At 62.5% G+C, this 12,291-nt stretch carries 13 protein-coding genes; 7 read left to right on the top strand and 6 right to left on the bottom strand.

From position 1 onward, the window contains the following. Positions 1–73: 73 nt before the first annotated feature. From AC0L2M_RS19960 to tkt, 3 genes are all read right to left on the bottom strand, one after another. Entirely contained in the window at positions 74–1,963 is a 1,890-nt protein-coding gene (locus AC0L2M_RS19960; RefSeq protein WP_473535698.1) for a potassium/proton antiporter, read from the bottom strand. A gap of 251 nt (positions 1,964–2,214) precedes the next feature. Continuing rightward, positions 2,215–3,225 (bottom strand): type I glyceraldehyde-3-phosphate dehydrogenase, encoded by a 1,011-nt coding sequence (gene gap / locus AC0L2M_RS19955; RefSeq protein ID WP_287072990.1) that lies wholly within the window; start codon positions 3,223–3,225, stop codon positions 2,215–2,217. Positions 3,226–3,382: 157 nt separating this feature from the next. After that, a complete protein-coding gene (tkt, locus tag AC0L2M_RS19950) occupies positions 3,383–5,374 on the bottom strand; it encodes a transketolase (RefSeq protein WP_473535697.1) in 1,992 nt (663 codons plus the stop codon). Between the two features lie 304 nt (positions 5,375–5,678). Here tkt and AC0L2M_RS19945 point away from each other — a divergent pair, with 304 nt between their 5' ends. The 4 genes from AC0L2M_RS19945 to AC0L2M_RS19930 all read left to right on the top strand — a co-directional run bounded on the left by AC0L2M_RS19945 (position 5,679) and on the right by AC0L2M_RS19930 (position 8,217). Further along, complete coding sequence (locus AC0L2M_RS19945) at positions 5,679–5,951, top strand: DUF4164 domain-containing protein (protein ID WP_023797069.1); 273 nt, start codon at positions 5,679–5,681, stop codon at positions 5,949–5,951. An 11-nt stretch (positions 5,952–5,962) separates the two neighbouring features. Then, positions 5,963–6,328 (top strand): cell division protein ZapA, encoded by a 366-nt coding sequence (locus tag AC0L2M_RS19940; RefSeq protein WP_023797070.1) that lies wholly within the window; start codon positions 5,963–5,965, stop codon positions 6,326–6,328. A 211-nt stretch (positions 6,329–6,539) separates the two neighbouring features. Further along, positions 6,540–7,199, top strand: a complete 660-nt coding sequence (locus AC0L2M_RS19935; protein ID WP_473535696.1) for a peroxiredoxin — start codon at positions 6,540–6,542, stop codon at positions 7,197–7,199. Positions 7,200–7,344: 145 nt separating this feature from the next. Continuing rightward, the gene (locus AC0L2M_RS19930; RefSeq protein WP_473535695.1) at positions 7,345–8,217 is read left to right on the top strand and encodes an MBL fold metallo-hydrolase; all 873 of its coding nucleotides are present in this window, start codon (positions 7,345–7,347) and stop codon (positions 8,215–8,217) included. Between the two features lie 139 nt (positions 8,218–8,356). On the opposite strand, the gene AC0L2M_RS19925 is transcribed toward AC0L2M_RS19930, so the two are convergent. Further along, positions 8,357–8,764, bottom strand: coding sequence for a hypothetical protein (locus AC0L2M_RS19925; protein WP_473535694.1), 408 nt, complete (start codon positions 8,762–8,764; stop codon positions 8,357–8,359). 313 nt (positions 8,765–9,077) lie between these two features. Between AC0L2M_RS19925 and AC0L2M_RS19920 the strand changes: the two genes are divergently transcribed. Beyond that, on the top strand, positions 9,078–9,152 hold the full coding sequence (locus tag AC0L2M_RS19920) for a DUF2274 domain-containing protein (protein WP_473535774.1): 75 nt from the start codon (positions 9,078–9,080) through the stop codon (positions 9,150–9,152). 103 nt (positions 9,153–9,255) lie between these two features. Here the strand turns inward: AC0L2M_RS19920 and rpoH are convergent, their stop codons facing one another. Further along, positions 9,256–10,167: an RNA polymerase sigma factor RpoH gene (gene rpoH, locus AC0L2M_RS19915; protein WP_023797074.1), complete on the bottom strand. Its 912-nt coding sequence runs from the start codon at positions 10,165–10,167 to the stop codon at positions 9,256–9,258. Between the two features lie 207 nt (positions 10,168–10,374). Beyond that, positions 10,375–11,445 carry an RluA family pseudouridine synthase gene (locus AC0L2M_RS19910; protein ID WP_473535693.1) on the bottom strand — a complete coding sequence of 357 codons (1,071 nt, stop codon included), beginning with the start codon at positions 11,443–11,445 and terminating at the stop codon, positions 10,375–10,377. Positions 11,446–11,471: 26 nt separating this feature from the next. Between AC0L2M_RS19910 and AC0L2M_RS19905 the strand changes: the two genes are divergently transcribed. Both AC0L2M_RS19905 and AC0L2M_RS19900 read left to right on the top strand, forming a co-directional pair. Continuing rightward, a complete protein-coding gene (locus AC0L2M_RS19905; RefSeq protein ID WP_473535692.1) occupies positions 11,472–11,849 on the top strand; it encodes a fimbrial protein in 378 nt (125 codons plus the stop codon). Further along, entirely contained in the window at positions 11,846–12,253 is a 408-nt protein-coding gene (locus AC0L2M_RS19900) for a VOC family protein (protein ID WP_473535691.1), read from the top strand. Before AC0L2M_RS19905 ends, AC0L2M_RS19900 begins: the two co-directional genes overlap by 4 nt. Positions 12,254–12,291 lie beyond the last annotated feature (38 nt).

Here is a 12,291-nt window from a genome sequence, read left to right as displayed (position 1 = left end):
CCCGCATCAACGACGATGCAAGACCTGCATGGGAGTCACGGAAAATATGATCCACGCCTCGGGTCGCAGGCAGTCAGCCCTCGCGGGTTGTTTTTTCCACCACTGGCTGTGGAGCCGGTTCCGCGTCCGCCGGCGCCTCGGCACCCGGCTTTTTGGTCCGCTTGCGCCAATTGCGCACAAAGCCAACGATGCGGTCGGCGATCTCGCCGGCACTCAGGAACACCGGCACCCGTGCCACCGGCGCGGTCGGCTCCAGGGAAAGACCGAGGCCGGTGATCCTGCCCTTGTCGTCGACATCGCGGACGATCAGCTCGATCGGACCAATCAGCACGCGGTCGGCATATTCGGCATGGCCACCGAGCCGCTCCGTCACCAGGTCGCCAACCGTCAGCTTGCGTTCCTCCTCGGTCAGGCCTGGCGCGTAAGCTGCTTCCAGTTCCGCGGCGGAGCGCGCCGGATCGACGGCGAAGGCGCCGAAGAAGTCGGCATCCTCGGGGTCGACCACGGCGCGGCTGGCGAACAGCTTGTCGAGCAGGGCCGGATAGCGATCCGGCACGAAGATGTAGACATGGTCGCCGGCGGCGAGCCTGCCCATGTCCTGGAAGCGCATCGAGCGGCCGTCGCGCAGCACCAGCGACGGCCGCGCCCAGCGCGGAATGCGCTCGCCGCGCGCCACCGGGCTGCCCGGTGCTACTCGGTAGGCGAGCAGCTCGTGATGGGCGGAGCCAGGCAATTCGAGCTCGACCTTGTCCAACGGACCCAGCCGGGCGGGCACGATCAGGCCGAGGCGGCGCGCCAGCGGTCCAACAGTCCATCCCTGGATGACCAGCGATACCAACACGACGATGAAGGCGGTGTTGAAGATGAGGCGGCCATTCTCAAGACCGCCAAGCAGCGGCGTGATGGCGAGCAGGATCGACACGGCGCCACGCAGACCCACCCATGAGACGAAGGCGACTTCCGGGCGCGGCAGACGAAACGGCATCAGGCAAAGCCAGACGGCGATCGGCCGCGCCACGAATATCAGGAACAGACCCAGCAGCACCGCCGGCAGCAGGATCGCCGGAAATTGCGAGGGCGTCGCGAACAGGCCGAGGATCAGGAACATGATGATCTGCGCCAGCCACGACATGCCGTCCTGGAAGCGCTTGAGGATGGTGACGGCGCGGATGTCGGAATTGCCGGCAATGAGGCCGGCGAGATAGACCGCCAGAAAGCCGGAGCCGCCAATCGCGCCGGCGGCGGCGAACACCATCAGCGACAGCGTCAGCACGAAGATCGGCAGCAGCCCGTGGTCGAGATTGAGCCGGTCGACGAGGCGAACGATGGCGAGGCCGCCGAAAATGCCGACGACGGCGCCAAGCCCCATGTTGAGAAGGAAGCCGAGGACGAGGTCGGTAACCAGCACCCTGGCCTCGGGGCTGGCGTTGGCGGCGATGATCTCGACCAGGCTTATGGTCAGGAAGATGGCGATCGGGTCATTGGTGCCGGATTCCACCTCGAGCGTGGAACGCACGCGTTCGCGCAAATTGATCTCGCCGGCGCGCAACAGGAAGAACACCGCTGCCGCGTCGGTCGAGGCGACAGCGGCCCCGAGCAGGAAGGATTCCAGCCAGCTGAGATCGAGCAGATAATGGGCGACCGCGCCGAACAGGCCGGTGGTCAAAAGGACGCCGACGGTCGCCAGCGACAGCGCCGGTCCGGCCGCCTGCCGCAGGGCGTTGAGCGGTGTGCCGAAGCCGGAATCGAACAGGATCACCGCCAACGCCAGTGAGCCGGCAAAATAAGCCAGCCGCGCATTGTCGAACTGGATGCCGAGGCCGTCGGTTCCCGTGGCCAGGCCAATGCAGAGAAACAGCAGCAAGAGAGGGGCGCCGAAGCGGAAGGCGATCAGGCTCGAAAACGCGGCGGCAACGACGAGAGCGGCGCCGACCAACGTCACGAGATAGATCGCATGCTCCATCCGCCAATTGCCCCTCGAATTCGTGTCCCTCTCGCTTTACGGGAGAGTGAGGCGAAGACATGACCGGTGCAAGGCGTGAGGGTGGTTTTTTGCCCTATGCCGCTGATTTTCGAGTGTTTTGGCGCTCAAGGCGCGGGTCTTGCCAAACAAACCCTTAGAGCGTCGTTGCGCATTCAAAAGGGCGCTGCGCGCTCTCATGAAAACGCCCGGACAGGCCGGGCGTTTCACGTCGCAAGAAGATGGTTCTGCGGTCAGGCGATGGTCTTGCCGAAGGCGACGGCGGTGTCGGCCATGCGGTTGGAAAAACCCCATTCATTATCGTACCAGGACAGCACCGAAACGAAGTTGCCGTCCATGACCTTGGTCTGGTCGAGCGCCATGATCGAGGAATGCGGGTCGTGGTTGAAGTCGATCGACACGTTCGGATGACGGGTGACGGCGAGAACGCCCTTCAGCTTGCCGTTGGAGGCGGCGATCACCGCCTCGTTGATTTCCTGCACCGTGGTCGAACGCTTGGCGATGAACTTGAAATCGACGACCGAGACGTTCGGGGTCGGCACGCGGATGGAGATGCCGTCGAGCTTGCCCTTCAGATCGGGCAGCACCAGGCCGATCGCCTTGGCCGCGCCGGTCGAGGTCGGGATCTGCGACAGCGCTGCGGCGCGGGCGCGGTAGAGATCCTTGTGCATGGTGTCCAATGTCGGCTGGTCGCCGGTGTAGGAGTGGATCGTCGTCATCATGCCCTTCTCGATGCCCACGGCCTCATGCAGCACGGCTGCCAGCGGCGCCAGGCAGTTGGTGGTGCAGGAGGCGTTCGAGATGACGATGTGGTCCTTGGTCAGCTTGTCATGGTTGATGCCATAGACGACGGTGAGGTCGGCGCCCTCGGCCGGCGCCGAGACGAGGACGCGCTTGGCGCCGGCGGCGAGGTGCGCGGCGGCCTTGTCGCGTGCGGTGAAGATGCCGGTGCATTCGAGCGCGATATCGATGCCGAGCTCCTTCCACGGCAGCTGCGTCGGGTCCTTGATCGCGGTGACCTTGAATTTTTCGCTGCCGACGGTGATCTGGTCACCGTCGACCGTCACTTCATGCGGGAAGCGGCCATGCACGCTGTCGTAGCGCAGCAGATGCGCATTGGTCTCGACCGGGCCGAGGTCGTTGACGGCGACGACATCGATGTCCTTGCGACCGGATTCGTGGATGGCGCGCAGGATGTTGCGGCCGATGCGGCCGAATCCGTTGATGGCAACTCTGACGGTCATTTTTCTCTCCCTGGGAGTTGGAGGCCGAAGATCAAGTCCGCAGCTTCATAACGGCGGGCTGGCAAAGAATCCAGCCGTCGATGGGTTGGATTTAAGTCCATTAGGTCGCGGCTGCCGGCGAAACCGCCATGTGCGGCTTCGCTGGAGACCAACATATTTACTCGCCGTGCAGGCGGGCTTCCGCCGCCTTCACTGTCGCTTCGGCGGTGATGCCGAAATGCGGATAGAGCTGTTCAATCGTGCCAGAGGCGCCGAAGCCCGTCATGCCGATGAAGATGCCGTCGATGCCGATGAAATGATCCCAGCCCTGGCGGATGCCGGCTTCGATGGCGATCTTGATCGGCGCGTTGCCGATCGTCTTGTTGCGGTAATCAGCACTTTGCTTGTCGAACAATTCGAAGCAGGGCACAGAGACGACGCGGGTCGGATGGCCGTGCTTCTCCAATGCCTCGCGCGCCGCCAGCGCAATCTCGACCTCGGAACCCGAAGCGAAGATCGTCACCGCCGCATCGCCACTGGCAGCGGCCAGCTCATAGGCGCCCTGGCGACAAAGGTTTTCCGCAACGAAGTCGTTGCGCACCGCCGCCAGGTTCTGCCGGGTCAGCGCCAGCGTCGAAGGCGTCTTTTCCTGCTCGAGGGCCAACTGCCAGCATTCGGCGGTCTCGACCGCGTCGGCCGGACGGAAGACATTGTGGTTCGGAATGGCGCGCAGTGCGGCCAGATGCTCGACCGGCTGATGGGTCGGGCCGTCTTCACCGAGACCGATGGAATCGTGGGTCATGACGAAGATCGAGCGGATGCCCATCAGCGAGGCGAGCCGCATCGACGGACGGGCATAGTCGGAAAAGCACATGAACGTGCCGCCATAGGCGATGAGGCCGCCATGCAGCGTCAGTCCGTTGAGCGCGGCGGCCATGCCGTGCTCGCGGATGCCGTAGTGAACGTAGCGCTGGCCGTAGTCGTCCGAGGTGATGTTCTTGGTCTGGCTGGTCTTGGTGTTGTTGGAGCCGGTCAGGTCGGCCGAGCCGCCGATGGTTTCCGGCACGGCGCCGTTGATGACCTCGAGCGCCATTTCCGACGATTTTCGGGTGGCGACCTTCGGTTTGTCCGCGGCGAGCTTCTTCTTGTAGTCGGTGATGACGGCGTCGAAATTCGCCGGCAGCGTGCCACTGATGCGGCGCTCGAATTCGCTGCGCAATTGGGCGTCGGCGCTGGCAAGGCGGCCTTCCCAGTCGGTGCGTGCCTTGATGCCGGTCTTGCCGGCGTCGCGCCAGGCATCGAGGATATCGGCAGGAAGCTCGAAAGGCGGATAATCCCAACCGAAGAATTTTCTCGCACCGGCGATTTCCTCGGCGCCGAGCGGCGAACCGTGTGCCTTGTTGGTGCCGGCCTTGGTCGGCGCGCCGAAGCCGATCGTCGTCTTGCAGGCGATCATCGTCGGTTTGTCGGAATGGCGCGCCGCCTCGATGGCATAGGCGATCGCTTCCGGATCCTGGCCGTCGATGTGGCTGGCGTTCCAGCCGGACGCCTGGAAGCGGGCGACCTGATCGGTGTTGTCGGCCAGCGAAACCGGGCCGTCGATCGAGATGTTGTTGTTGTCCCAAAAGACGATCAGCTTGTTCAGCTTGAGATGTCCGGCAAGCGCGATGGCTTCCTGGGAAACGCCCTCCATCAGGCAGCCGTCACCGGCCAGCACATAGGTGTAGTGGTCGACGAGGTCGTTGCCGAACGCGGCATTCATGATGCGCTCGCCGAGCGCGAAACCAACCGAATTGGCAAGCCCCTGGCCGAGCGGGCCGGTCGTCGTCTCGATGCCGGCGGCATGGCCATATTCGGGATGGCCTGCCGTCCTCGACCCCACCTGGCGGAAATGCTTGATCTGGTCGAGGGTGATGTCCTCGTAGCCGGTCAGATAAAGCAGCGAATAAAGCAGCATCGAACCGTGGCCGGCCGACAGGATGAAGCGGTCGCGATCGGGCCAATGTGGGTTCTTCGCATCGTATTTCAGGAAACGCGTGAACAGCACCGTGGCGATGTCGGCGCAGCCCATGGGCAGGCCGGGGTGGCCGGACTGGGCCTTCTCGACGGCGTCCATGGAAAGAAAACGGATCGCATTGGCCATCCGGTCATGTTGTTCGCGCGAGGTCATGCTTCCTCCAGTGTGGGGGGTCGGGGCCTTGGAAGAGCCCTGGAAAGGGGTGCGCGACACATAGCAGGCGCGGCTTTTTAGTCAACAAACCGGCGCGTATTTGCCAATCTTGTTGGTCAGTAAACCGGCGCTTTTGCCGGTCTTGCGATGGCGCCAGGAGGGCTTTGGTGGCCTAAATTAGCGTTAGCAGGGGACAGTCGCGAGAGCTTTATTGACGTTGGCTTCACACGGCGCATAATGTTTCAGACATAACGCGTTCTGAACGTGGATGATTCGGTGATGGGCAGGGCGCAGGACGAAAGCCATGACCGGGGAAACGACACTCAAGGAAGTCATCGCCAGGCTGGGTAAGGCCATCGAGGGGCTGGAAAACGCCGTCGCGGCCAAGCTCGAGCACGAGCGCGACTATACGGAAGCCGAGGCGGAGGTGCAGCGCATGAACGCCGACCGCTCGCGGCTGGCGCAGGAACTCGACAATTCCGAAGCGCGCGCCGAACGGCTGGAAGACGCCAACAAGGAAGTGTCGCGTCGGCTGGTGACCGCCATGGAAACCATCCGCGCCGTGTTGGATAGATAGGGGCTGGCCCAATGGCACAAGTCACGGTTTCCATCGATGGCAAGCAGTATCGCATGGCTTGCGACGAGGGCCAGGAAGAGCATCTGATCGACCTTGCCGAGCGCTTCGACCGCTATGTCTCGCATCTGAAAGACTCATTCGGCGAAATCGGCGACCAGCGGCTGACGGTGATGGCCGGCATCATGGTCATGGACGAGCTTTCGGAACTGCAAAAGCGCGTCAAGGGCATGGAAAGCGAAGTGCTGACGCTGCGCAAGACGCGTGACGACGCGCTGACCAAGGCCGACAAGAACGATTCCGTACTGACCCAGGCGCTTGGCGCGCTCGCCCAGCGCATGGAAGATCTGGCGACGACTCTGGCGGTGAACAAGGCCTAGATTTCCCCTACTGTCGCGCCCAACGCCCTATTGCGCCGGCATCAATGGGCGGGAAATGCTGCTGTTTGCGACAAAACGCGAAAAAGTTTTCGTCGCCGGCCCCGGTACCGGTGCAACAGGCGTATGAAGGATGACGCCGCAGTGGTAAAAAGGCGGAAGCAGGGCCGGTGGGTGGTCCATGCCGGCTGCAATCACAGGGTAGGGACGCATCATGAGCCTTCGTATCAACGACACCGCGCCGGATTTCACGGCCGAAACCACGCAAGGGACGATCAACTTCCACGAATGGATCGGTGACGGCTGGGCGGTGCTTTTCAGCCATCCGAAGAATTTCACGCCGGTCTGCACGACCGAGCTCGGCACGATGGCCGGGCTGGAAGGCGAGTTCAAGAAGCGCAACGTCAAGATCATCGGCATTTCCGTCGATCCGGTCGAGAGCCATGGCAAATGGCAGGAAGATATCAAGAAGGCGACCGGCCAATCGGTGAACTACCCGTTGATCGGCGACAAAAACCTCAAGGTCGCCAAGCTCTACGAGATGCTGCCGGCGGGCGCCGGCGAAACCTCGGAAGGCCGCACGCCCGCCGACAACGCCACGGTGCGTTCAGTTTATGTCATCGGCCCCGACAAGAAGATCAAGCTGGTTCTCACCTATCCGATGACGACCGGCCGTAACTTCGATGAGATCCTGCGTGCGATCGATTCCATACAGTTGACCGCCAAGCACCAGGTGGCGACGCCGGCGAACTGGAAGCAGGGCGAGGACGTCATCATCACCGCCGCCGTTTCCAACGAGGATGCGGTCAAGCGTTTCGGCGCCTTCGAGACGATCCTGCCGTATCTCCGCAAGACCAAGCAGCCCTCCGCCTGAGAAGGCGGCACGGAAGGATTTTCGGCTTTTTTGCCTCGGCGAAGCATGCGGTGCTTGACGGCGCGGCGCTGGCGAATGACCATGCTCTTCTTTTACCCCGGCAGGGAAAACCATTCCTGCCGGGTGGGAGTTGAGGGAGCCGGGATTGGACGCATCATCGGCCAAGCTGCAGGTGGCAGGCTTTTACGACAAGCCGAGCGGGTCCATCCAGTATGTCGTTGCCGACCCGCAGACGCGGCGATGCGCAATCATCGATCCGGTCCTGGATTTCGACGAGAAATCCGGCAGCACTGCCACGAAAAATGCCGACGTCCTGCTCGACTTCATTAGAGATCAACGGCTGGTTGTCGAATGGATCCTCGACACCCACCCGCATGCCGACCATTTCTCGGCGGCACACTATCTCAGCACGAAGACAGGAGCGCCCACGGCGATCGGCGAGAAGATCGTCGACGTCCAGAAACTGTGGAAGGCAATCTACAACTGGCCGGGGTTTCCTGCCGACGGATCCCAGTGGAACAGGCTGTTTGCCGACGGCGAGACCTTTTCGGTCGGCGGCATCCCGGCAAAGGTGCTTTTTTCGCCGGGCCACACTCTGGCCTCGATCACCTATGTGATCGGCGACGCCGCTTTCATCCACGATACGCTGTTCATGCCGGACAGCGGCACGGCGAGAGCGGACTTTCCCGGCGGCAGTGCCGCCCAACTCTGGCGCTCGATCCAAAATATCCTCGCGCTGCCGGACGAGACACGTCTGTTCGTCGGTCATGACTACCAGGCGGAGGGGCGCGAGCCCTTGTGGGAGAGCACGGTCGCGGAACAAAAACTTGGGAACACCCATGTTGCCGCCTGCAGGACGGAGGCCGATTTCGTAGCGTTGCGCGAGGCGCGCGACAGGACGCTGCCGATGCCGAGGCTGATACTGCACGCGCTGCAGGTCAACATGAATGGCGGGCGCTTGCCGGAACCGGAATCCAATGGCCGCCGCTATTTGAAATTTCCGCTCGATTGCCTTTGAGGGGTCGTTGGCAGACTGAACTTCGCATTCCGGAAGCCAGCGCCGCCCCTCATTGCCTCTTCTCCCCGTCACTACACTATACGGGGACAAGGTGGCGGCAGCCGGATGAGGGGCAGTGCAGAGGCCAGCCAGTCTAGCTTCAGGGTTTTGTTCGGCGGACTAAATGTTCATACGTGATTTGCCAACGGTCGCTCTCGGAAGATCTTTCCTCGCCGATCCAATGGAAGCTGTTGGCAGTGATCTCGGTGAAACGCCATCGAGTTTTCAGACCGCGCGAGTCAGTGCCGAGTTGGACAATGTCCTTACCCTCGGCCCGCCCAATCTGGCGCGAGTGATCTCGGTTGAGCGGGTCGTTCCATATGATGTGCCAGCCATCGAACCCGGGATCGAAGATGCGCAAAGTCGTGCCATACATCGTGGATGGCGCAGGGCGCTTGGGCCTGATCCAGACGTCCTGAATCGCGCGGCCTTCGAGCACCCAGCCAAAATGGCATTCTCCATCCCATTTCTGGATTGTGCCGTCATCGCGATAGTGGACCGTGTCCATTTCCCAGCTTCCAATTAGCCATCCATACAGATTCATGTCTTTCGCTCGGTCGGCTGGGGGACCTTCGGATCCGAGAGCGGTGAGAAACGGAGAAATCGTCATCGTCATACTGCCTTTGGTTTCCAAACAGGCGTGCTCAACTGCCCAGCGCAGCCCCGACGGCCCATTGTCGCGCCAGCTTGCCGCAAAGCGCCGCCTCGTGAAATTTCGCGACGGAAGCCCGTGTCGGCGCCGGAACATTGCCGCCACAATTTGCAGCGTTGCGGTTTCCAGGGCTTGGGGAAAATTGCTATAATACCGCTATGAGCCGGCCATCACACCGATGATTGAGCGGTTTATGGCGACGGATCGGGCGTTCGCGAAGGCGCGGCGGAACCGGCAACCCTAGCTGGAATACGACACCAAGGGACAGTTCCCCCGCAGTCGGTGGACCATAAAAAGGCGGCGCCAGTTTACCTGACGCCGCCGCTATTGTTTTTCCGCCGGAGGTTTTACGCCGCCGGCTGCGCCTCGATGGTGCGCAGCGCCTGCATCTGGCGCTTGGCTGCTGCCTTGACCGCGTCCTGCACCTTCTCGAAGGCGCGCACCTCGATCTGGCGCACGCGCTCGCGGCTGATGTCGAACTCGGCCGACAGCTCTTCCAGCGTCAGCGGCTCCTCGGCCAGCCGGCGCGCCTCGAAGATGCGCCGCTCGCGCTCGTTGAGCACGGCAAGAGCGCCGGACAGCATGCCGCGCCGGTTTTCCAGCTCGTCCTGCTCGATCAGCGCCTCTTCCTGACTTTCGTGGTCATCGACCAGCCAGTCCTGCCACTCACCGGACTCGCCTTCGCTTGCCCGGATCGGCGCGTTGAGCGAGGCGTCGCCCGACAGGCGGCGGTTCATCGACACCACTTCCGCTTCCGACACGTTGAGGCGGGTGGCGATCTCGGCGATCTGCTCGGGCTTCAAGTCGCCGTCGTCGAGCGCCTGGATCTTGCCCTTCACCTTGCGCAGGTTGAAGAACAGGCGCTTCTGGTTGGCGGTGGTGCCCATCTTGACCAGGCTCCACGAGCGCAGGATGTATTCCTGGATCGAGGCCTTGATCCACCACATGGCGTAGGTGGCGAGCCGAAAGCCGCGCTCCGGTTCGAATTTCTTGACGGCCTGCATCAGGCCGACATTGCCTTCCGAGATCACTTCGCCGATCGGCAGGCCGTAGCCGCGATAGCCCATGGCGATCTTGGCGACGAGCCGAAGGTGGCTGGTGACGAGCTTGTGCGCAGCCGTGGTGTCCTCATGCTCAGCGTAACGCTTGGCGAGCATGTACTCTTCCTGCGGCTGAAGCATCGGAAAGCGACGGATTTCTTCCAGGTAGCGGCTGAGGCCGCCTTCGCCGGAAACGATACTGGGTAGTGACTGGGCCATGATAGCGCCCCTCTCTCTTGGAGTGGTGCCCCCTAACGCGGCGGGCATATGTCACGAACGCCAAAAGGCTCGTTCGCGACAGCGGATGTATACAGGAACAAAACCAGAAAGGACAGCATTTGGTTCAACACGAAACAGTGTGTCACGCCAAAGTGAACAACGCGGGTCAGGTTTTTGCCGATCTGGTTTTGAATGGATGAAGCTGGTTCAGAGTCTGCGGAAGCCGTCCACGAGTTCCTCCATGTCGCTCGGTGGCGGCGCCTCGAACCTCATCGATAAATGGGTAGTCGGATGCCGAAATTCAAGGAGGCGGGCATGCAATGCCTGTCGCGGAAAGGCCTTCACCTGGCCTTTCAGCGGCTCGGGCAGCCGGTTCGCCTTGGTGCGAAAGGCCTGGCCGTAATCCGGATCGCCGACGACCGGATGGCCGATATGAGCCATGTGGACGCGGATCTGATGGGTGCGGCCGGTCTCGAGCCGGCATTCGACCAGGCTCGCCGTGGCAAACTCCTTTTGCTGCTCGCCAAAGCGCTCGACCACCGTGAAATGGGTGACGGCGTGGCGGGCATCGTCGCGGCCCTGTGGCACCACGGCACGGCGCACGCGGTCGGCGGCGCGGCCAAGCGGCTCGTCGACCGTGCCTGTCGGTCTCATCGGAATGCCCCAGACCAGCGCCAGATAGGCGCGTTTGAGATCGCCGGTCAGGCCATGGTCGGCAAACGCCTCCGACAATGATTTGTGAGCGCGGTCGGTCTTGGCCACGACCATGACGCCGCTGGTCTCCTTGTCCAGGCGGTGGACGATGCCCGGCCGCCGCACACCGCCGATGCCGGAAAGACTGTCGCCGCAATGGTGGATCAGCGCGTTGACCAGCGTGCCGGTCCAGTTGCCGGCGCCGGGATGGACGACAAGCCCCGGCGGCTTGTCGATGACGATCAATTCATTGTCTTCATAGAGGACGTCGAGCGGGATGTTCTCGCCTTGCGGCTGCGCCGGCTCCGGCTCCGGCATGTCGACCGATACGCGTTCACCGGCCGCCATCTTGCGTTTGGTCTCGATGACGGGCTGGCCGCCGACCTTGACGGCGCCCTGCCGGATCAGCATCTGCACCCGGCTGCGCGACATGTCCGGGCCGAGCTTGCCCGCCAGCCATTGGTCGAGCCGCTGGCCGGCCGCATCGGAGCCTGCTTCCAGTACGACTGATCCCCCGTCTGGCGATCCGCCCTCCATTAATCCATCCTCTATCAATATCGGGGTCTCTTCGTTATGAGCGCTCATCGAAAATCGTTCCGGAATGGTTTGCCATGGCTGCTGCCGATGAAGACGAGCAAAAGCCGCTCGACCCCGAAGTCGAAAAGGTGCGCAAGAAGCTCGTCCGCTTCGTCGCCATCAATCTCGGCCTGCTGTTCCTCGCCCTTATGGTGGTGATTGCAGCCCTTGTCTACAAAACGCGCAGCGCGCCACCGGCAGCCCCATCCCTTGCCGGCGACATCCGGGTGCCGGCAGGCGAGCCGCTGACCGGCGACATCGTGCTGCCGGTCGGCGCCAAGGTCATCAGCCAGTCGCTTTCCGGCAACCGCGTCTCCATCGATGCGGAGCTTGCCGACGGCAGCCGCGCCATTTTTGTCTACGACATTACCGAGCGCCGCATCATCGGTCGCTTTTCGATCCGCAGGAAATGACTGGTTTCGCCGAAAATCGCCGCGTCGCCAGCGTCGCGCTTGTCGTCGCCAATTACGATGAGGCGATCGCCTGGTATGTCGACAAGCTCGGCTTTTTGCTCACCGAGGACGTCGATCTCGGCGGCGGCAAGCGCTGGGTCACGGTGGCGCCGGCGAACGGACAAGGCGCGCAGCTGCTGCTGGCCGAAGCGTCGGACGATATGCAAGCAAGCCGCATCGGCAACCAGACCGGCGGCCGCGTCTTTCTGTTCCTTGAGACCGATGATTTTGTCCGCGACCACGCGGCAATGCTCGCAAAGGGCGTTGAATTCCGTGAGGCGCCCCGCGTTGAGCCCTATGGCACTGTGGCGGTTTTCGCCGATCTCCATGGAAATCTCTGGGACTTGATCGAGCCAAAACGATAGGTCTGCAACGGATATTTCCCCGACATCATTGACTGCCA

This window comes from Mesorhizobium sp. WSM4806, assembly GCF_055811635.1.
This window is presented reverse-complemented; position numbering and strand designations above follow the sequence as displayed.

What these genes read in the sequence shown, in the direction of transcription:
- AC0L2M_RS19960 (WP_473535698.1), bottom strand. Translation starts at nt 1,963, where the DNA reads ATGGAGCATGCGATCTATCTCGTGACGTTGGTCGGCGCCGCTCTCGTC.
- gap (WP_287072990.1), bottom strand. Translation starts at nt 3,225, where the DNA reads ATGACCGTCAGAGTTGCCATCAACGGATTCGGCCGCATCGGCCGCAAC.
- tkt (WP_473535697.1), bottom strand. Translation starts at nt 5,374, where the DNA reads ATGACCTCGCGCGAACAACATGACCGGATGGCCAATGCGATCCGTTTT.
- AC0L2M_RS19945 (WP_023797069.1), top strand. Translation starts at nt 5,679, where the DNA reads ATGACCGGGGAAACGACACTCAAGGAAGTCATCGCCAGGCTGGGTAAG.
- AC0L2M_RS19940 (WP_023797070.1), top strand. Translation starts at nt 5,963, where the DNA reads ATGGCACAAGTCACGGTTTCCATCGATGGCAAGCAGTATCGCATGGCT.
- AC0L2M_RS19935 (WP_473535696.1), top strand. Translation starts at nt 6,540, where the DNA reads ATGAGCCTTCGTATCAACGACACCGCGCCGGATTTCACGGCCGAAACC.
- AC0L2M_RS19925 (WP_473535694.1), bottom strand. Translation starts at nt 8,764, where the DNA reads ATGGACACGGTCCACTATCGCGATGACGGCACAATCCAGAAATGGGAT.
- rpoH (WP_023797074.1), bottom strand. Translation starts at nt 10,167, where the DNA reads ATGGCCCAGTCACTACCCAGTATCGTTTCCGGCGAAGGCGGCCTCAGC.
- AC0L2M_RS19910 (WP_473535693.1), bottom strand. Translation starts at nt 11,445, where the DNA reads ATGAGCGCTCATAACGAAGAGACCCCGATATTGATAGAGGATGGATTA.
- AC0L2M_RS19905 (WP_473535692.1), top strand. Translation starts at nt 11,472, where the DNA reads ATGGCTGCTGCCGATGAAGACGAGCAAAAGCCGCTCGACCCCGAAGTC.
- AC0L2M_RS19900 (WP_473535691.1), top strand. Translation starts at nt 11,846, where the DNA reads ATGACTGGTTTCGCCGAAAATCGCCGCGTCGCCAGCGTCGCGCTTGTC.